At 33.3% G+C, this 17,461-nt stretch carries 17 protein-coding genes and 1 other RNA gene; 13 read left to right on the top strand and 5 right to left on the bottom strand.

Features of this window, described 5'->3' with window-relative positions; genetic code table 11:
• Nucleotides 1-149 precede the first annotated feature (149 nt).
• The 3 genes from ACRBBL_RS08655 to ACRBBL_RS08665 all read left to right on the top strand — a co-directional run bounded on the left by ACRBBL_RS08655 (nt 150) and on the right by ACRBBL_RS08665 (nt 4,031).
• The gene (locus tag ACRBBL_RS08655) at nt 150-1,298 is read left to right on the top strand and encodes a cysteine desulfurase family protein (protein WP_431368634.1); all 1,149 of its coding nucleotides are present in this window, start codon (nt 150-152) and stop codon (nt 1,296-1,298) included.
• Between the two features lie 188 nt (nt 1,299-1,486).
• Nucleotides 1,487-3,319, top strand: a complete 1,833-nt coding sequence (locus ACRBBL_RS08660; RefSeq protein ID WP_431368635.1) for a phospholipid carrier-dependent glycosyltransferase — start codon at nt 1,487-1,489, stop codon at nt 3,317-3,319.
• On the top strand, nt 3,306-4,031 hold the full coding sequence (locus ACRBBL_RS08665) for a glycosyltransferase family 2 protein (RefSeq protein WP_431368636.1): 726 nt from the start codon (nt 3,306-3,308) through the stop codon (nt 4,029-4,031). The genes ACRBBL_RS08660 and ACRBBL_RS08665 overlap by 14 nt, the downstream gene beginning before the upstream one ends.
• A gap of 48 nt (nt 4,032-4,079) precedes the next feature.
• Here ACRBBL_RS08665 and ACRBBL_RS08670 read toward each other — a convergent pair whose 3' ends face one another.
• From ACRBBL_RS08670 to ACRBBL_RS08680, 3 genes are all read right to left on the bottom strand, one after another.
• A complete protein-coding gene (locus ACRBBL_RS08670) occupies nt 4,080-4,727 on the bottom strand; it encodes a hypothetical protein (RefSeq protein WP_431368637.1) in 648 nt (215 codons plus the stop codon).
• 130 nt (nt 4,728-4,857) lie between these two features.
• On the bottom strand, nt 4,858-7,275 hold the full coding sequence (locus ACRBBL_RS08675; RefSeq protein ID WP_431368651.1) for a TonB-dependent receptor: 2,418 nt from the start codon (nt 7,273-7,275) through the stop codon (nt 4,858-4,860).
• A 59-nt stretch (nt 7,276-7,334) separates the two neighbouring features.
• Nucleotides 7,335-9,035 carry a M23 family metallopeptidase gene (locus tag ACRBBL_RS08680; RefSeq protein ID WP_431368638.1) on the bottom strand — a complete coding sequence of 567 codons (1,701 nt, stop codon included), beginning with the start codon at nt 9,033-9,035 and terminating at the stop codon, nt 7,335-7,337.
• A gap of 183 nt (nt 9,036-9,218) precedes the next feature.
• Here ACRBBL_RS08680 and ACRBBL_RS08685 point away from each other — a divergent pair, with 183 nt between their 5' ends.
• The 5 genes from ACRBBL_RS08685 to ACRBBL_RS08705 all read left to right on the top strand — a co-directional run bounded on the left by ACRBBL_RS08685 (nt 9,219) and on the right by ACRBBL_RS08705 (nt 12,137).
• On the top strand, nt 9,219-9,509 hold the full coding sequence (locus tag ACRBBL_RS08685) for a hypothetical protein (protein ID WP_431368639.1): 291 nt from the start codon (nt 9,219-9,221) through the stop codon (nt 9,507-9,509).
• A 20-nt stretch (nt 9,510-9,529) separates the two neighbouring features.
• Complete coding sequence (locus ACRBBL_RS08690) at nt 9,530-9,823, top strand: cell division protein ZapA (protein ID WP_431368640.1); 294 nt, start codon at nt 9,530-9,532, stop codon at nt 9,821-9,823.
• Nucleotides 9,824-9,875: 52 nt separating this feature from the next.
• Nucleotides 9,876-10,002, top strand: a non-coding RNA gene (ssrS, locus tag ACRBBL_RS08695) — 6S RNA.
• Between the two features lie 245 nt (nt 10,003-10,247).
• The gene (gene rny / locus ACRBBL_RS08700; RefSeq protein WP_431368652.1) at nt 10,248-11,819 is read left to right on the top strand and encodes a ribonuclease Y; all 1,572 of its coding nucleotides are present in this window, start codon (nt 10,248-10,250) and stop codon (nt 11,817-11,819) included.
• A gap of 147 nt (nt 11,820-11,966) precedes the next feature.
• The gene (locus ACRBBL_RS08705; protein WP_431368641.1) at nt 11,967-12,137 is read left to right on the top strand and encodes a hypothetical protein; all 171 of its coding nucleotides are present in this window, start codon (nt 11,967-11,969) and stop codon (nt 12,135-12,137) included.
• Nucleotides 12,138-12,196: 59 nt separating this feature from the next.
• On the opposite strand, the gene xerD is transcribed toward ACRBBL_RS08705, so the two are convergent.
• Entirely contained in the window at nt 12,197-13,093 is an 897-nt protein-coding gene (xerD, locus tag ACRBBL_RS08710; RefSeq protein ID WP_431368642.1) for a site-specific tyrosine recombinase XerD, read from the bottom strand.
• Nucleotides 13,094-13,372: 279 nt separating this feature from the next.
• Here xerD and ACRBBL_RS08715 point away from each other — a divergent pair, with 279 nt between their 5' ends.
• From ACRBBL_RS08715 to ACRBBL_RS08735, 5 genes are all read left to right on the top strand, one after another.
• Complete coding sequence (locus ACRBBL_RS08715; RefSeq protein ID WP_431368643.1) at nt 13,373-13,912, top strand: hypothetical protein; 540 nt, start codon at nt 13,373-13,375, stop codon at nt 13,910-13,912.
• A gap of 128 nt (nt 13,913-14,040) precedes the next feature.
• On the top strand, nt 14,041-14,646 hold the full coding sequence (locus ACRBBL_RS08720) for a porin family protein (protein WP_431368644.1): 606 nt from the start codon (nt 14,041-14,043) through the stop codon (nt 14,644-14,646).
• A gap of 142 nt (nt 14,647-14,788) precedes the next feature.
• Nucleotides 14,789-15,418: a porin family protein gene (locus ACRBBL_RS08725; RefSeq protein ID WP_431368645.1), complete on the top strand. Its 630-nt coding sequence runs from the start codon at nt 14,789-14,791 to the stop codon at nt 15,416-15,418.
• Between the two features lie 90 nt (nt 15,419-15,508).
• Nucleotides 15,509-15,925, top strand: coding sequence for a type II 3-dehydroquinate dehydratase (gene aroQ / locus ACRBBL_RS08730; RefSeq protein ID WP_431368646.1), 417 nt, complete (start codon nt 15,509-15,511; stop codon nt 15,923-15,925).
• A 95-nt stretch (nt 15,926-16,020) separates the two neighbouring features.
• Nucleotides 16,021-16,743 (top strand): diphthine--ammonia ligase, encoded by a 723-nt coding sequence (locus ACRBBL_RS08735; RefSeq protein WP_431368647.1) that lies wholly within the window; start codon nt 16,021-16,023, stop codon nt 16,741-16,743.
• Between the two features lie 353 nt (nt 16,744-17,096).
• Here ACRBBL_RS08735 and ACRBBL_RS08740 read toward each other — a convergent pair whose 3' ends face one another.
• Entirely contained in the window at nt 17,097-17,312 is a 216-nt protein-coding gene (locus ACRBBL_RS08740) for a hypothetical protein (RefSeq protein ID WP_431368648.1), read from the bottom strand.
• Nucleotides 17,313-17,461 lie beyond the last annotated feature (149 nt).

Genomic DNA, 17,461 nt, shown 5'->3' on the forward strand with positions numbered 1-17,461 from the left:
AAAAGGTATAATTATAAATTCTGTATCAAAATTAGTAAACAAAAGTATTAAGAAAACTCTATTTATATCCAAACTTATTGTTAATAATTTTATTTAGACTATTTTTGTTGCGTTTATTTTTCAACCAAACCTATTTACACACAAACTAAATGAAGAATGTATATTTTGATAGTGCAGCAACGACGCAAATTCGACCAGAAGTTGTAGATCGTATCAAAAAAGCACTGGAAGACAATTTTGGAAATCCATCTTCAACGCACAGTTACGGACGTTCGTCTAAAACATTGATAGAAACAGCACGAAAAACCATTGCAAAATACTTAAACGCTTCTCCACAAGAAATTATTTTTACTTCTGGAGGAACGGAAGCAGATAATATGGCATTGCGTTGTTCAGTAAGAGACTTAGGTGTAACAACTATTATTACATCTCCAATTGAGCATCACGCAGTATTACACACGGTAGAACAATTGCGTGTAGAGAGCGATATTAAAGTAGCGTATGTAAAATTACAATCGTGCGGAACACCAGATTATGACGATTTGCAAGCATTGTTAAAAGCTGATAACTCTAAAAAATTAGTCAGTTTAATGCATGTCAATAATGAAATTGGAAACCTGTTAGATGTCGATAAAGTAGCCAATATTTGTAAAGAATATGGAGCATTATTTCATTCAGATTCGGTACAATCTATCGGACATTTTGAATGGGATGTACAAAAAACTCCTGTAGATTTCCTCGCAGCAGCAGCACATAAATTCCACGGACCAAAAGGAATTGGTTTTGCATTTATTCGAAAAGATTCAGGATTAAAACCTTTAATTTTTGGAGGATCGCAAGAGCGCGGATTTAGAGCAGGAACAGAAGCTGTACACAATGTAGTTGGTTTGGAAGAAGCTTTTCGTTTGGCGTATGACAATCTAGCCGAAGAAAAAGAGTATGTAGAAGGTTTGAAGACGTACTTTATGGAAGAACTTAAAAGAGTACTTCCAGAAGTAAAATTCAATGGTAACTGTCATGAAACGACTAAAAGCACATACACTTTAATAAATGTTTGTTTACCATTTGATCAGCAAAAAGCATTAATGTTGCTTTTCCACATGGACTTAAAAGGAATTGCCTGTTCAAGAGGAAGTGCTTGTCAATCAGGAAGTAGTAAAGGTTCGCATGTATTAAGAGCAATTTTAAGTGATGAAGATTTAGACAAACCATCGTTGCGTTTCTCTTTCTCAAAATTCAATACCAAAGAAGAAATTGATTATGTTGTGCAAACATTGCACGAGTATGCAAATTCATAAGTAAGAAATTAATCTGAGCAAAATTCAGAATCTCATATATAAAAAAGCGAGTTCATACTATTGAACTCGCTTTTTTACGTTTGTTACCAACTGTAAAATGATTTCACAAGAAGAGATAATTATTTTAAAAATATCTTTATATTGAAAAACCATTTACAAACTAGCTATTTCCTAACCCTAAAACCATAATGATCAACGTCATTGCATCGAATCTTAGTCGTGTCAAAGTTGTATATGTACTACTTTTGATCATTGCCTTTTTTACGATTTACAACACTATTTTTGATGAAAAAGTTAGTTTAGGTGGAGACAATGCAAGTTATTATACCTTAGGGAATTCCATTGCAAATGGTGACGGTTACACAAACATTCAGCATGCAGAAAAAGAAGCACATTACCACTATCCGCCAGGCTATCCTTTGTTGATTGCTGGAGTTGTTAAATGTTTTTCAAACGATATAATAACAATCAAACTCCTAAATGGAGCATTTCTTTTAGGTGTAATTTTATTGGTATTCTTTATCGTAAAAAAACTTTCACAAAATGATCATATTGCTTTTGCTGTCAGTCTAATTAGTTTGCTCAACTATCATATGTTAGGCTATTCCACCATCATGATGAGTGAAATTCCATTTCTGTTTTTCTCCTTGTTGTGCCTGTGGTTATTTTTTAAAATAGATTTCTCTAAACCTGTTTTTAAAAATGGACTTTTCTTTTTAATGCTGATTTGTCTAAGCTTTTCGTTTTACATTCGTTCCGTAGCATTGGCACTATTTGTAAGCATGGCATGTTTCTTAGGAATCAAAAAGCAATGGCGTTATGTATTCAGTTTGATTGCTGGTTTTATCATAGTATATCTCCCATGGATACTTCGAAATAGCAATACAACAGGAAACACGTATGTATCGCAACTGTCGCTAAAAAACCCATACCAACCAGAATTGGGGCAGGTTGACCTTTTAGATATTTTTGAACGAATTTTTCTAAATGCAGAACGATACATCACAAAAGAAATACCTTCAAGTATCTTTTATTCTGATGACTTAGTATATATAAATACTTCTTTTTCAATGGTGGAATTCTTGTTAGGGCTTTTAATTATATCAGGCATATCTTTTGGTATTTTTAGACTTAAAAAGTTTAGAACCTTCATACTCTTATACATCGTAAGCTTTTTTGCTTTACTAATGATTTGGCCGAGTGTTTGGTATGGAACACGCTTTTTAGTGCCACTAATTCCGTTACTTATCTTTCTTTTTATTTTTGGAATGATTTCATTTTTGAAATGGTTGCAGGAAAAAATCATTCCAAAACAACTAAAGCATTTTACAGCAATAACGACAGTTGTACTTTTAAGTTTTTGGTCTTTTATGTATGGAAGCAATTCAATTTCAAAATTGAAAACACAAGCTAACGATGAATATGCAGATAGTTATAAAAATTATTTCGCTTTTGCGGATTGGATCAATAAAAATGCTGATGATGCTTCTATAACTGCCGTACGAAAAGAAGGATTATTTTATCTATTCTCAAAGAAGAATGTGACTAACTATCAGAAAACGCTTGATAGAGAAGCCCAAATAACATATTTAAAAGATAAAAATGTAGACTATGTAATTGTGGAGCAACTTGGATATTCCTCTACGAGTAAATACTTAGTTCCCGTAATTGATAGATATCCAAACAAATTTAAAACCATCAAACAACTTCAAAATCCAAATACATACTTAATGAAATTTCTGCCTGAATTAGGATATTGGGGCGCTTGGGAAAATGATAAAAGAAATGGTTTTGGTACATATGTTTGGGAAGATGGACAAAAGTACACTGGACAATGGAAAAATGATGTGCGACATGGAAAAGGAACAGTATCTTTTAAAAATGGAGAGCGTTTGGAAGGAGCTTGGATAAAAGGAAAACTGAACGGAGAAGTGATTAAAAAAAATAAAAATGGTGTCATAATTGAAAAAAGCATCTACAAGGACAATGTAAAAATAGAAGTCATTAATGAAGCTAACTAAACTCTCCATCATCATACCAGTTTACAATGAAGCTGCTACAGTTCGGTTAATTTTAGACAAGATCAATGCGATACAATTAATCAATAATATTGAAAAAGAACTTGTTATTATTGATGATGGCTCACAAGATGCCTCAAAAACGCTTGTAAAGGCTTTTATTAAAGAAAATCCATCAATAGCAGTACAATTTCACGAACACGAAGAAAACCAAGGAAAAGGCGCTTCTATTCATACAGGAATTTCCAAAGCAACTGGTGAATACCTTATCATTCAAGATGCAGATTTAGAATACAGTCCAGAAGAATACAATTTACTATTGCAACCTATATTAGATGGTACCGCAGATATGATATATGGTTCTCGTTTTCTACATAAAAAAGGAAAGCGCACTTCTTATTTTTGGCATTACAATGCGAATAAATTTCTAACATTTCTCTCCAATCTATTTTCAGGATTAAAGCTGACTGATATGGAAACCTGTTATAAATTGCTACATACAAAAACGTTGCAATCCATTCAACTCAGCGAAAAACGTTTTGGATTTGAACCAGAAGTAACTGCGAAAATTTCAAGAATAAAAAATCTACGTTTGCAAGAAGTTGGTATTTCTTATGAAAGCAGACGTTATAATGAAGGGAAGAAAATTGGCTGGAAAGATGGTGTAAGAGCTATTTATTGCATTCTAAAATATGGACTCTTTCGAATGAATTGAATTTTTAGTTAAATAAGAATTAAGTTGTCTGAGTGGAGTCGAAGACAACTATCGTTTCTCTTCATACGGAAACTTTCTACTAGCCTTACGCATCATACTATTAATGATGTTTTTGGTGTTTTTTCCAGATTTACGATTGATTGTTTTTTCGTAACGCCACAATAGCTTACCAGATTTTTTATCACTTAATTTGATGATGATTTTTCCATAATCAGATTTTCCTTTTAAAAAGGTAATCAAATCAAAAGAGGTATCTACTTCTTTAGAAAGTAATAGGCGAGAAGTTAATGAACCACTAATAATGGCATCTACTTTTAAAATTTTGCATAACTCTTGTGGTGCGTAAATATCAATATTTTCGGAAGTAATTCCTGCTTTTTTCAACAAACGATTGGTTGTGTTGATATCTTGAAACTCAATCTTAAGTTTCTTTTTACGCTTTCTATTCAAAAAATAACTTTCCAACGCTTCCTGTACCGCAATACCTTCACGTTCTTCTAAGTCTTTAATTTGTTCTTTACTATATGAATTGCCTTCAGACTTTAGTTTTAATGTTGTCTGAAAAGGAAGAATAGCAATAATTTTGTGATCTTTTGATAGTTTTTCAAACGAATCACTTACGTAAATCTTCTTCTGTGCGTTGCTTTGTTGTATTCCAAAGCATAGAAATAGTAAGATGATAAGTATTCTTTTCATTTTCCTTCTTTTGTCATTCCTGCGTAGACAGAAATCTAATTATAGCATGATTTTTTTAACTTTCGCAAAGATGTGATTCCAATTATAGTTTATAAGTAAAAACCAGCAACTAACAACTAGTAACTAGCAACTAAAATCGCATTCCCATCTTTACATTAAACACACGACCTGTTAAGAAATTTGGAATTCCAAACTGACGTTTTGAATATACATCACGAACCCACGTATTGGTAATAGAGTTTTGCACATCAAATACGTTGAAAATCTCAAAACCTATGTTCAATTCTTTAAAAACAGATTTCCAACCGCTGTCAAACTGTCTGTCTTTGTCCACCAACACATACGAGAATCCTACGTCGGCACGTTTATAATCAGGTAATTCACTTTGAAACAAATACGGATCAGAATAACTTGGCGATCCACCAGGCAATCCTGTATTATAGGTTAAATTCAAATACAATTTCAAATTCGGAATCTTTCGCATGTAATCTTGAAACAGTACAGCAAATTTTAAACGCTGATCTGTTGGTCTACTTATAAACCCTCGATTATTGATGTTTTCTTCAGTTTTTAAATATCCCAAACTCACCCAACTTTCGGTTCCAGGCACAAACTCACCATTCAAACGCATATCCAAACCATAAGCATACGCTTTTGCATTATTATCTGCTCTATATCGAATACGAACGTTTTCAATAGTATACGCGTTTACATTAGATAAGTTTTTATAATACGCTTCAGTTGTCAGCTTAAAAGGTCTGCCCCACATTTTAAAACTATAGTCGTTTCCTAATACAACATGAATTGATTGCTGTGCTTTTACATTCGGATTTACAACACCATCAGGTCCACGCAATTCTCTATAAAATGGTGGTTGATGATAAAATCCTCCCGACAAGCGAAACAACATATCTTGTTTCCAATTTGGTTTGATAGCAATTTGTGCTCTCGGACTTACTACAGCTTGTGTATTGCTCGCAATACCATCGCCATTTACGGTCCAGCTCTGCGCACGAACACCAATATTTGTATACAATTCATGTTCGCCAACCATCGATTGCTTACTCCATTGTGCAAATCCAGAAAAACGATCAATTTGTGTATTATTTCGAGCACGAATCGATTGAAAAGGTTCTAATGGACCTTCAAAAGCTTCATACGGTTGATTGTTTCCTAAACCAGCTATTGGCGGACGAATAGAAAAACCTGCAGAATCAATCACTTCCCATTCAATCAAACGGTCGCGAATATCTTCATGTGTGTACTTAAGTCCCCAATCTACTTGATTTTCGTCTTCATCAATTTCATAAGTTCCTTTATGTTCTACGTTTACAATTAATGCATCTAAGTCGTTTCGACCATGATTTAACTGTGAACCAATTCCTTCACTAAATTCTACATCGCCTAAATCTTGATCGCCAATATTTGTATTTACTTCACCTAAGCGATATTGTGCAAGAATGTCAAAATGTTCCTGTTCTGTAGTGTGATACATAGAAGTGATAAACTTCAAGGTTACTTCATCATTCAAAAAATAATTAGCTTTCAAGGCTCCAAAATACGTTCGGTAACGATCTTCTTCCTGACCTTCATAAAAAACCAATAAAGCAACAGGATCTTGTAAGGTTCCAAAATTTGTTTGACGTGTTAATGGTTCGTAATCGTAGTCATTAAAAGAAACATTTCCTAAAAAGTTCAAGTGAAACTTATCTGAAAATTTATATGTCAAATACGTTTGAAAATCTACAAAACGCGGTCTGAAATTGGTTTCTGTTTGTTTGCTATTCACCAATAAGCTATTGTCACGATAACGAATTCCAGAAATGGTAGAAAACTTACTGTCTTTGCTAGCTGTTTCAATAGAAGCACTTCCACCCAGTAAACTCAAATTGACTCTTCCGCCAAAGCGTGTAGGTCTTTTATAAGTAATATCTAATACAGAAGAAAGCTTGTCTCCATATTTAGCTTGAAATCCTCCAGCAGAAAAATCTACATTTTGGACTAAGTCTGAGTTCACAAAACTCAATCCTTCTTGCTGTCCAGAACGAATTAAAAACGGACGATATACTTCAATTTCATTAACATATACTAGATTTTCATCGTAATTTCCACCACGAACCGAATATTGTGTACTTAACTCATTATTATTATTAATTCCAGGGAACGACATTAATAAATTCTCTACACCTGGGTTTGCACCAGGAATCAAGCGTACGGCTTCCGCAGAAACAGTTTGTATTCCCTGTACAGCTTTTCGTTTTCGAGAGTCAATAACTACCTGTCCTATTTGTTCAGCTGTTGTAGACATGATAGGGAACATTTCGTAATCTTCTCCATTCTTTAACTCAACAGTAACTGTAATAGGTTTGTGAGCAATATGTGTAAATGTCAACGTAACTTTTTCGTTGGCAGGAATCGCAATTTTGAAAAAACCATTCTTATTGGTTTGTGTTCCTGTTCCGACAGAAGTTTTAATATTTACTCCTTCAATTGGTTCATTATTGGCATCTAAAATGACTCCTCGTACAGTTCCTGTTTGCGCAAGCATAAAGCTGGCAAACAATAAAAAGCTTAAGAAAAGTGTAAAACGTGTGGGTTTCAATAGTATCAGTTTTTAGTTTTTCTATAAAATGTGCTGGTAAAAGTAGTGTTATTTCCAACATTATCAGTAACGATCAACTTTAAATTATGTTTTGCTTCGGTAAAAATAATATCGTTAAAATTGTATGTTAACATGCCTTTTTTAGGATCATATTCGAGTAAAATCCATTTTCCATTAATGGTTCCACGAAAACTTCGCACGCCAGAAAGGTCGTCACTTACTTTTACTTTTAAATATTTTTTAGTGGAAATCCACTTGTCTTTTGCAAAATTAATTGGTTTTACTTTTGGAGGAACAGAGTCCTTAGCAAGGAAATATGTACCCAAACTCTTCGTACTTGTAGTAAAGGTAGTGCCTTTCTTCTTTGTTTTGCTATATGATGGTTTTTTCTTTCTATTTAAGCTAGCTATAAATAATTGCTTTCTGTCTTTTGCAGAATACTTAGAAACGTCAAACGAAATTACAAAGTTTTTATGTGCAGCTACTTCATCATCGTGAATTTTATAGCGTCCTTTTTTATCTTTCGATAGATCAAAATAGAAATCTTCATAAAATGTATTCTTAGGAATATAGACACTTACATCACCTTCTTTAAGTGAATGTTCTGCATTTCGCGTGATTCTATTTTTGGTAATATTCTCTTTTTTCTTTTGTTTGATCTTTTGCGTTTTACCAACAATCGGAACCGTAATCGTAGTGATGTTATTCTTAAAATCTTTGACTTTTAAAACAACAGTATATTCTTTTCCTTCTTCTATTTGAATGCGTCCATTATTAACCACACCATCATAAATGCTAAGTTTATTAGCAGGAGTTACAAAACAGCGTTGTACACGTTGCTTTAACTTCTTAAAACGTGCATAATCAATCAAAGTGTTAATATATCTCGATTCGCCAAAGGAAAACTTATTGAAGGTATAGCTAAAGTTTTTTACACCATTCACAAAAGTTTCCACCTGATACACTCCGTTTTTGTTAAACGCTAAATCTTGTTGATCGTACGAGTTAATTCCTAAGCCAATTTCGCCAGAAGCATATATTTTAGTAGCGATAAAACTATTTTTTTGCTTTTCTTTCTTCAATTGCAATTGAATAACTTTATTGGAAGCATTTATTTGAGCAGCATCAGAAAGTGCATACGCATACACGCCATTTACTTTCGGATTGTGTGAATCTTTCACTTCAATACCAAACAACATCGGATTCATCGGTTTTGAAGCTGCATCCCTAATTTCAAAATGCAAATGCGGTCCGCCAGAAGAACCACTATTCCCTGAATAGGCAATAACTTCTCCTTTTTTAACGACTAATTCCGTAGGTTTTGGATATAGTTGAATAGCATAACTTTCCTTAGTATATTGTTGTTGCTTTAAATAGGCTTCTAACTTTGGAGATAATTTTTTCAAATGCGCATACACAGAAGTATAACCGTTAGAATGTGTTACATATAATGCTTTTCCAAATCCCCAATGTTGAATTTTAATGCGTGAAATATGTCCATCTCCAATAGCAAATACTTCAAAGCCTTCTTTCTGTTTTGTTTTAATATCAATTCCTGAGTGAAAATGATTGCTTCGTAATTCTCCAAAAGTTCCCGATAAAATAATAGGAATATCTAACGGCGATCTAAAATCGGCATTCGTTATCTTATTTTGAGAAGTGACTTGGGAAAAGAAAAATAAAAAAATAAAAAACAGTCTGTACATAAATCAAAAATGCGTTTGAAAAGCTAAAATAGCTAATACTTAGTTAATTTGGAATGTTTGAATTCAAAAACTGCACCAAAAAAATACGAACCTTAAAGTATTACTTTAAATAATAGTAAAAAACCTTGCGAACTAATTTTATGAATGTTAAATTTGTATCCATACGCATTGAATTAAAATGTAATGAGCAGTACTTTGAAAATCGTTGATTCTCTGGAGAATAGAGTAAGTAAGATGCTTCACAGACTTGAAGTTTTGGAGCAAAAGAATCAACTATTACGTCAAGAATTAGCGAATTCAAAGGAACAATCACAACGTTTACACGAAGAAATCTCTCAATGGGAAGAAAAGTTTAACACGTTAAAAATTGCAAATTCAATGCTTGGCAGTGATAACAACAAAAAAGAAGCTAAGCTTAAAATAAATACATTAATTCGGCAAATTGACCATTGTATTGCACAATTGGCTGAATAAAGAAGACAGTTCTTTACACTATGGAAAACAAGCTCAAAATAAAGCTTTCTATTGCGGATAGAGTGTATCCGTTAACCATTTCGGCAAGCCAAGAAGAAGGTTTACGGAAAGCGGCCAAAAAGATAGAAGCCATGATTAAACAGTTTGAGCAAAGCTACGCGGTAAGAGATAAGCAAGATGTATTGGCAATGTGTGCCTTGCAATTTGCAGCCCAAGTAGAACAAAAAGCCATCGATAAAGACACAAATCAAACAGCAATAGAAGAAAAATTAAAAGCGCTCGACGATTTACTGAAAGCGCAGCTTAGTTCATAAGTTCTTTAAAATATAATAGGTTACTGCCTACATTGGTTTTTATTTTTGATAAACTCAACGTTAATTTAATTAAAAAGAGTGAGTCATGGTTGTAAAAGCAAGCTGCCAGTGCAAATTTACTTTGTATTTGGGCAGATCCTTGATCAATCTGTTAGCTCTAAACTTGTTTTTTGGAGTTTATACAAAACTCTAATCAATGTAGGCTTTTTTTATTAGTGAAACTCAGTTTTGAAAAGCTCTAAGAGCATACACAAAAGTGAAAGTTGAACTAAACTCGCTATAGAGCGAGACCCCGAAGTTTGATGCTTTTGGTTTTGAAAAGTCCGTAAGACACACAAAACTATAAGTTGAACTAATCCCACTGAAAAGTGGAATTTAAGGTTTTATACCTTACTAACTAATACATAATTAAGATCGATAGATGATGGATAGTACAACAATTATAATTGCAGTTGCCGTAGGTGCAATTGGTTTAATCATAGGTTTTCTCATAGCAAAAAGCTTAGAGAAAAAACAAGCTTCAAAAATGATTGAAGAGGCAAAAAAAGAAGCTTCTTCTGTATTGAAAGAGGCAAAGGCAAATGCCGAAAATGTGAAGAAAGATAAAATTCTTCAAGCCAAAGAAAAATTCTTAGAATTAAAAGCAGAACACGAAAAATTTATCTTATCAAAGGATAAGAAAATGGCAGAAGCTGAAAAGCGTACACGTGATAAAGAATCTCAAATTTCTAGCGAATTATCAAAGAATAAAAAACTCAACCAAGAGATAGAAACAAAAGTAAAAGATTATAATTATCGATTGGATTTTATCGATAAGAAGAAATCTGAAATTGATCGTTTGCACAAAAGTCAAGTAGAGCAATTGGAAGTAATTTCAGGAATGTCTGCCGATGAAGCAAAAGAACAATTAGTAGCTTCACTTAAAGAAGAAGCAAAAACAGATGCTATGAGCTATATTCAAGGAAAACTTGAAGAAGCAAAGCTAACGGCACAACAAGAAGCAAAGAAAGTAATTATCAATACTATTCAACGTATTGGAACAGAAGAAGCAGTAGAAAACTGTGTTTCTGTCTTTAATATAGAATCAGACGATGTAAAAGGTCGTATTATTGGTAGAGAAGGACGAAATATTAGAGCGCTTGAAGCAGCAACAGGTGTTGAAATTATTGTAGATGATACGCCAGAAGCAATTATTCTTTCTTGTTTTGATTCGGTTCGAAGAGAAATAGCGCGTTTGTCATTACACAGATTGGTAACTGATGGACGTATTCACCCAGCACGTATTGAAGAAATTGTAAAGAAAACACGCAAACAAATTGATGAAGAAATCATTGAAGTTGGTAAGCGTACGGTAATCGATTTAGGAATTCACGGATTGCATCCAGAGTTAATAAAAACGGTTGGACGAATGAAATACCGTTCTTCTTACGGACAAAACTTGTTACAACACTCGCGAGAAGTAGCAAAACTTTGTGGTGTAATGGCTGCCGAATTAGGATTGAATCCGAAACTAGCAAAAAGAGCAGGATTACTTCACGATATTGGAAAAGTGCCAGATACGGAAACAGAAGTGCCACACGCAATTTTAGGAATGCAATGGGCAGAGAAATATGGTGAAAAAGCTGAAGTTTGCAACGCTATTGGAGCACACCACGACGAAATTGAAATGAATTCGTTATTATCACCAATTGTACAAGTTTGTGATGCAATTTCAGGAGCAAGACCAGGCGCACGTCGTCAAGTATTAGACAGTTATATTCAACGTTTAAAAGACTTAGAAGACATTGCATTTGGATTCAGTGGAGTAAAGAAAGCCTATGCAATTCAAGCCGGTAGAGAATTACGTGTAATTGTTGAAAGCGAAAAAGTAGATGATGCTAAAGCAGCTGAATTATCATTCAATATTTCACAAAAAATACAAACGGATATGACATATCCTGGACAAGTGAAAATTACAGTAATTAGAGAAACTAGAGCTGTAAACATTGCTAAGTAAGCAGTAAACGTTATAAATACATTCACAAAACGTGAATATCGAAGTTTTTTTGAAACTACGGTATTCACGTTTATTCTTTATGGCAAACCTATGACGACAGCGGTTTATTTATAGGTATCTTTATGTATAACCTAAATAAAACTTAACATGTTAAAGAAAATCTTGAATCTAACTGGCGCTAATGCTCTTACGAAAGTACAGCAGGTAGGAGCCAATGGAGGAAAAGAGCCCTCCGTAGTGTCTTCTTTTATGTGTTACTGCAACAGTACTTTTATTGGAGAAAAAAACACCGTAAAAGAATGTTGGAAAGCTTGTTAAACCAGTAATGCTGAAAAAGAGGAAAAGCAGAAATCTTTCAAAAAAGGTTTCTGCTTTTTTTATGTTCTTGGATGAAATTTCTCCATAACCATTGCTAAATGACTTCGATCTACATGCATGTAAATTTCCGTCGTAGTAATACTTTCATGACCTAACATAAGTTGTATGGCACGCAAATCGGCTCCGTTTTCTAATAAATGTGTGGCAAAAGAATGACGAAATGTATGTGGTGAAACGTTTTTCTTTAACCCAGTTTTTTCAACCAAACGTTTGATAATTGTAAAAATCATAACACGTGTTAGTTGTTTGCCGCGTCTATTTAAAAAAACAGTATCGCTAAATTCAGGTACTTCTTTTACTAGAGGACGCGATTCTTTTACATAAATCGTAATGTACTTTTGTGTAATAGGACCAATAGGCACAAAACGTTGTTTATCACCTTTTCCAGTGACTCTTATAAAACCTTCATCAAAAAACAAATCGGATAATTTTAAATTCACCAATTCACTTACGCGTAGGCCACAACCGTATAAAGTTTCAATAATGGCTTTATTACGGTGTCCTTCCGCAGAACTTAAATCGATCGCAGTAATTAATCTCTCAATATCTTCAAGTGCTAAGGTATCAGGTAATTTTCTGCCTATTTTAGGCGCTTCAATCATTTCTGCTGGATTGTCTTTTCGATAATCTTCAAATACTAAATAATTAAAGAAACTTTTTAACCCAGAAATAATGCGTGTTTGCGATCGTGCATTTAACACTTTAGCAACTTCATAAATAAATTGCTGTACTGTTTCTTCATCAATAGATAATGGCGAATGATTGATTTTATTATGCTCAATAAATCGAATTAGCTTCTCAATATCATGTGAATAATTTACGATTGTATTGTTAGACAAACCACGTTCAATCTTTAAAAAGTGTTTAAAATCTTTAAGAGTGTGCGTCCATTTCATATTCAAATGTAGCAAGAAAGATGGAAAAGAGTTAAAGAAATATTAAAATTGAAGAGTTTGGCGTCAAAAAATCAATATGTGACACGCTAAAAAACAAGTTCTAACTTAAAATATAACACTTTTAGTACTAAGTAATTGATTCTGTTTTTTCGAAATTTTACATTGGCAGAATGGTGTCAATCGTAGTGAGAGTGGTGCAAAAAGGGGGTTTTTCCCCTTTTGTAATTTACAATATCATATATATATTTGTGCTTGAATTAATTAAAAAACTATTTTAAAATGAAAAAAATTATTTTAGCAGCTGTAGCTGTTTTTGGATTCGCTTTCGCTGCAAATGCACAAGATGATGACAAAGCAACAGGGCAAACAGCAGAAGGAAAGTGGTTAGTAGAAATTAACACTGGATTCGGTGAAGCATCAACATCTAACACAGCTTTTTCTTTACGTTCTATCGACGGAAATACTTCTTGGGGAGTAGGAGCTGAAGGTGGATACTTTATTATGGATGATTTAGCTTTAAAAGCTGGTCTTGGATATGCTGATTCTGGAGTTTCTGGAGTAGATGGTAGATTCAACTGGAAAGTTGGAGGTAAGTACTATGTAGCTAGTCAATTCCCAGTAGGATTAGATTTAAGTGGATCTACTGGAAACAGTACATCTCCATTATGGTTAGGAATTCAAGCTGGTTATGCTTGGTTTGTTGCTGACAACGTTAGTATTGAGCCAGGATTACGTTATGGACTTGGATTGAATGAAGATGCAGGTGATGGAGACTTAAATGTATTCGGAATCAATATCGGATTCAACATTTTCTTATAAGAAAATAATAGTATTACATACCAAAAAGAGGAAGCATCGCTTCCTCTTTTTTTGTTTAAAATTTATTAATACTGAAATATTTAATACTTTCGTTGGTACATTAACTTAGTACTAAAACAGATTTATCAATGAAAAAACGAAGTATTTTTTTAGTCTTACTATTAGTTGGATTTTATACAAACGCACAAAATATTTCCTTTGGTTTTAAAGGCGGATTGAATTTATCTAGTATTTATGGAGACAACTCTGATGGAACTAAAATGCGTGCAGGTGTGCATTTAGGTGTAATGTCTGAATTTAAACTAACAAGCAAATTTTCCATCCAACCAGAATTGCTATACTCACAGCAAGGAGTAAACCAAGATGTATTTTTTACACTTATACAAGATGCAATAGCTCCAGAAATAACACTGAAATCTCGTTATAACTATTTAAACTTACCAATTCTTGCTAAGTATTATGCGTCTGAAAACTTTAGTTTAGAATTTGGGCCGCAAGTAGGATTCTTAGTGTCAGCAAAACAAGAAGGCGATGGACAAGAGCTCGATGTCAAAGATGGTGTTAAAAGCATAGATTTTGGAGTAAGCGTAGGTTTCGGTTATAAACTTTCAAGCGGATTAAATTTTAGTGCTCGCTATAATGCGGGTTTATCTAATATAAATGATGTGGATGGTATTTCAGATGAAAACACAAATGGAGTTATTCAAGTATCAATTGGATATTTCTTGAAATAATTTTCAAACAACATATAAATTATATAAAGGAAGTCAACTTGGCTTCCTTTTTTTATTGAAAATTCACAACTAAAATGATTAGCCTTTAAGTTAATTTAATATTTTAGCAAGTACATTAACATAAATTAAAACAGATTAACATATGAAAAAATTATTAGCATGTATTGTGTTTGCATTTATTGGAATTTCGCAATTGCAAGCACAGGAAAATGGAACTATTGAAGTTGGAGCTATTGGAGGAGTCAGTTTTGTTACCGTATCAGACATCCAAGGAAATTCAGCAAGTGCACGAGTTTCTTTCAATTTTGGAGCTTCGGGAGAATATTATTTCTCAGATCGTTGGGGAATTAAGGCAGGACTTATTTATGACTCAAAAGGTTGGAAAGATGGTTTTATTAATTCTTTGGATCCAGCTGGAAATAGTATACGAACTGATGCTGACTTTAAATTGAACTACTTAACTATTCCTGTCATGGCAAACTGGCATTTTGGAAGTACTAGAAAATGGTACTTAAACTTTGGAGGATATGCTGGATTTTTACTAAATGCAGAAGAAACAGCATTTGGAACAGACGTAAAAGAAGGACTTACCAGTACTGATTTCGGATTGGCGTTAGGAATAGGATACAAATTCCCTATCACTGACAATATTAAATTAACTATCGAATACCAAGAACAATTTGGACTAATAGACACTTTTGAAAATAATACTGGTGATGCAGTAACAAACAGAAGAAGTAGTTTTAATGTTGGAGCATTATTCAACTTATAAAATATTTTTTCAAATATTAAGACAGAATACATACGGTATTCTGTCTTTTTTTATGCTTAAAAATTACCTACTTTTACAAAAACAATTGCCATGAATATCATCATCATTAATGGACCGAACTTAAATCTGCTTGGAAAGCGCGAACCCGAAATCTACGGAAGTGCTACGTTTGAAGATTATTTTAAAACATTACAAACACAGTTTCCAAAAGTGAATTTAAGTTACTATCAATCAAATGTAGAAGGCGAGTTGATTACTAAACTACAAGAAGTTGGTTTTGAATATGATGGTATTATTTTAAACGCAGGTGCTTACACACATACTTCTATAGGAATTGGAGATGCTATCAAAGCCATTTCTACACCAGTTGTAGAAGTACATATTTCCAATACATTTGGTAGGGAAACATTCAGGCATCAATCGTATATATCGCCCAATGCAAAAGGTGTTATCTTAGGTTTCGGAATGCAAAGTTATCAATTAGCAATTCAGAGTTTTTTATCGTAAAAAACATGAAATAAGCTAACGAATTAATTAATAATGGATATCATTCGGTTATTAGTGAATTCCATCTGACAGTATTAAAAAATAAAAAAAACAGATTGAAAAAAGCATACTTTAATTGGAGTACAGGAAAAGATTCTTCACTGGCTTTATATCATGTCTTACGACAGAATGAATACAAGGTAACGCAATTAGTGACTACAGTAAATAAAGACTACGAGCGTGTTTCTATGCATGGTTTGCGAGAATCGTTGTTAGATGCGCAAGTAGAACGTTTGCAACTACCTTTACAAAAAATATATTTTCCTGCACAAGTGACCATGCCTGACTACAATGCAGCCATGCAAAAAGCAACACAGCAATTAGTGGAACAAGATTTTCGTTATGGAATTTTTGGAGATATCTTTTTAGAAGACTTACGAAAATATAGAGAAGAAAAACTACTCGAAGTTGGTATAACAGGCGTATTTCCATTGTGGAAACAAGATACAATTGCTTTATTGAAAGAATTTATCTCGTTAGGTTTTAAAGCAATTACGGTGTGTGTAAATGCAAAGTATTTAGATGAATCTTTTGTGGGAAGAATTTTGGATGAAGATTTCATTAACGATTTACCTTCAACCGTTGATCCTTGCGGGGAAAATGGAGAATTTCATACGTTTGTCTTTGACGGACCTATTTTTTCATCACCAATTGACTTTACTATTGGCGAGAAAGTGTTAAAAACCTATACACCATCTAAAAAAGAGGAAGATAGTTGTACCTCAGATGATTCTGCTTGGGATACAGCTTTTTGGTATTGCGATTTGATACCGAAATAAGAGAAAACTCTTAAAAATTAACGTTTCTCTGTGAAAACTTTAATCAAGTTTTGGCAATTACTTAAGATTAAATTAAGACTCTCATGAGCTATATTTGACTGTGAAACAAAACGAAGTTTCACAGCAATTTTTTCATAGCTGAAGGTGGGATATCAGTTATTAGGTTGGTTGAGGAAAAAGTCATTCAAGTGAGATTGAATGACTTTTTTATTTTAGTGAAACTCAGTTTTGAAAAGCCCAAAAGACGCATTCAAAACTGTAAGTTGAACTAATCCCTTTGGATAAAGAGATCTTATAGTTTGATGTTCTTTGTTTTGAAAAATCTAAAGATGTATGATTTTTATAAAACCATTTTAGTGACAAAAAATGTTTCTAGTTCTTAAAAACCTAAGTGTACCACAACCATCGTATGTAAAGGTTACATTGGAAGCTGTTTGCCCAGCAGTTGCTGCACCTCCCGAATTTCCTGCGTTAGCATTGTTTCCTGCACCTCCTTTTATAAGTACATTATTAATGTTAGAAATTGTTGTTTTTCGAAGTCGAAGCGATGTGAGATTCCTTTTTTTCATACTGTAAAAATTTAATGTTTATACATATATGGGAGCGAAATGGAAAAACATTACCCAAGTCACATAAAAATCTCTTTAAAATAAACAATTACAGCAACAGGAAGTAGCCACTTAATTGCAGTATACACAATAGAAGCAATTACCGCTAA

This window comes from Kordia sp. (assembly GCF_050633145.1).
Taxonomy (GTDB): Bacteria; Bacteroidota; Bacteroidia; order Flavobacteriales; family Flavobacteriaceae; genus Kordia.

Bases quoted from the DNA above. Each gene is read 5' to 3' on its own strand.
- ACRBBL_RS08655 (WP_431368634.1), top strand. From the start codon at position 150: ATGAAGAATGTATATTTTGATAGTGCAGCAACGACGCAAATTCGACCA.
- ACRBBL_RS08660 (WP_431368635.1), top strand. From the start codon at position 1,487: ATGATCAACGTCATTGCATCGAATCTTAGTCGTGTCAAAGTTGTATAT.
- rny (WP_431368652.1), top strand. From the start codon at position 10,248: ATGGATAGTACAACAATTATAATTGCAGTTGCCGTAGGTGCAATTGGT.
- ACRBBL_RS08685 (WP_431368639.1), top strand. From the start codon at position 9,219: ATGAGCAGTACTTTGAAAATCGTTGATTCTCTGGAGAATAGAGTAAGT.
- ACRBBL_RS08720 (WP_431368644.1), top strand. From the start codon at position 14,041: ATGAAAAAACGAAGTATTTTTTTAGTCTTACTATTAGTTGGATTTTAT.
- ACRBBL_RS08725 (WP_431368645.1), top strand. From the start codon at position 14,789: ATGAAAAAATTATTAGCATGTATTGTGTTTGCATTTATTGGAATTTCG.
- ACRBBL_RS08675 (WP_431368651.1), bottom strand. From the start codon at position 7,275: ATGCTTGCGCAAACAGGAACTGTACGAGGAGTCATTTTAGATGCCAAT.
- ACRBBL_RS08690 (WP_431368640.1), top strand. From the start codon at position 9,530: ATGGAAAACAAGCTCAAAATAAAGCTTTCTATTGCGGATAGAGTGTAT.
- xerD (WP_431368642.1), bottom strand. From the start codon at position 13,093: ATGAAATGGACGCACACTCTTAAAGATTTTAAACACTTTTTAAAGATT.
- ACRBBL_RS08740 (WP_431368648.1), bottom strand. From the start codon at position 17,312: ATGAAAAAAAGGAATCTCACATCGCTTCGACTTCGAAAAACAACAATT.
- ACRBBL_RS08665 (WP_431368636.1), top strand. From the start codon at position 3,306: ATGAAGCTAACTAAACTCTCCATCATCATACCAGTTTACAATGAAGCT.
- ACRBBL_RS08705 (WP_431368641.1), top strand. From the start codon at position 11,967: ATGTTAAAGAAAATCTTGAATCTAACTGGCGCTAATGCTCTTACGAAA.
- ACRBBL_RS08670 (WP_431368637.1), bottom strand. From the start codon at position 4,727: ATGAAAAGAATACTTATCATCTTACTATTTCTATGCTTTGGAATACAA.
- aroQ (WP_431368646.1), top strand. From the start codon at position 15,509: ATGAATATCATCATCATTAATGGACCGAACTTAAATCTGCTTGGAAAG.
- ACRBBL_RS08680 (WP_431368638.1), bottom strand. From the start codon at position 9,035: ATGTACAGACTGTTTTTTATTTTTTTATTTTTCTTTTCCCAAGTCACT.
- ACRBBL_RS08715 (WP_431368643.1), top strand. From the start codon at position 13,373: ATGAAAAAAATTATTTTAGCAGCTGTAGCTGTTTTTGGATTCGCTTTC.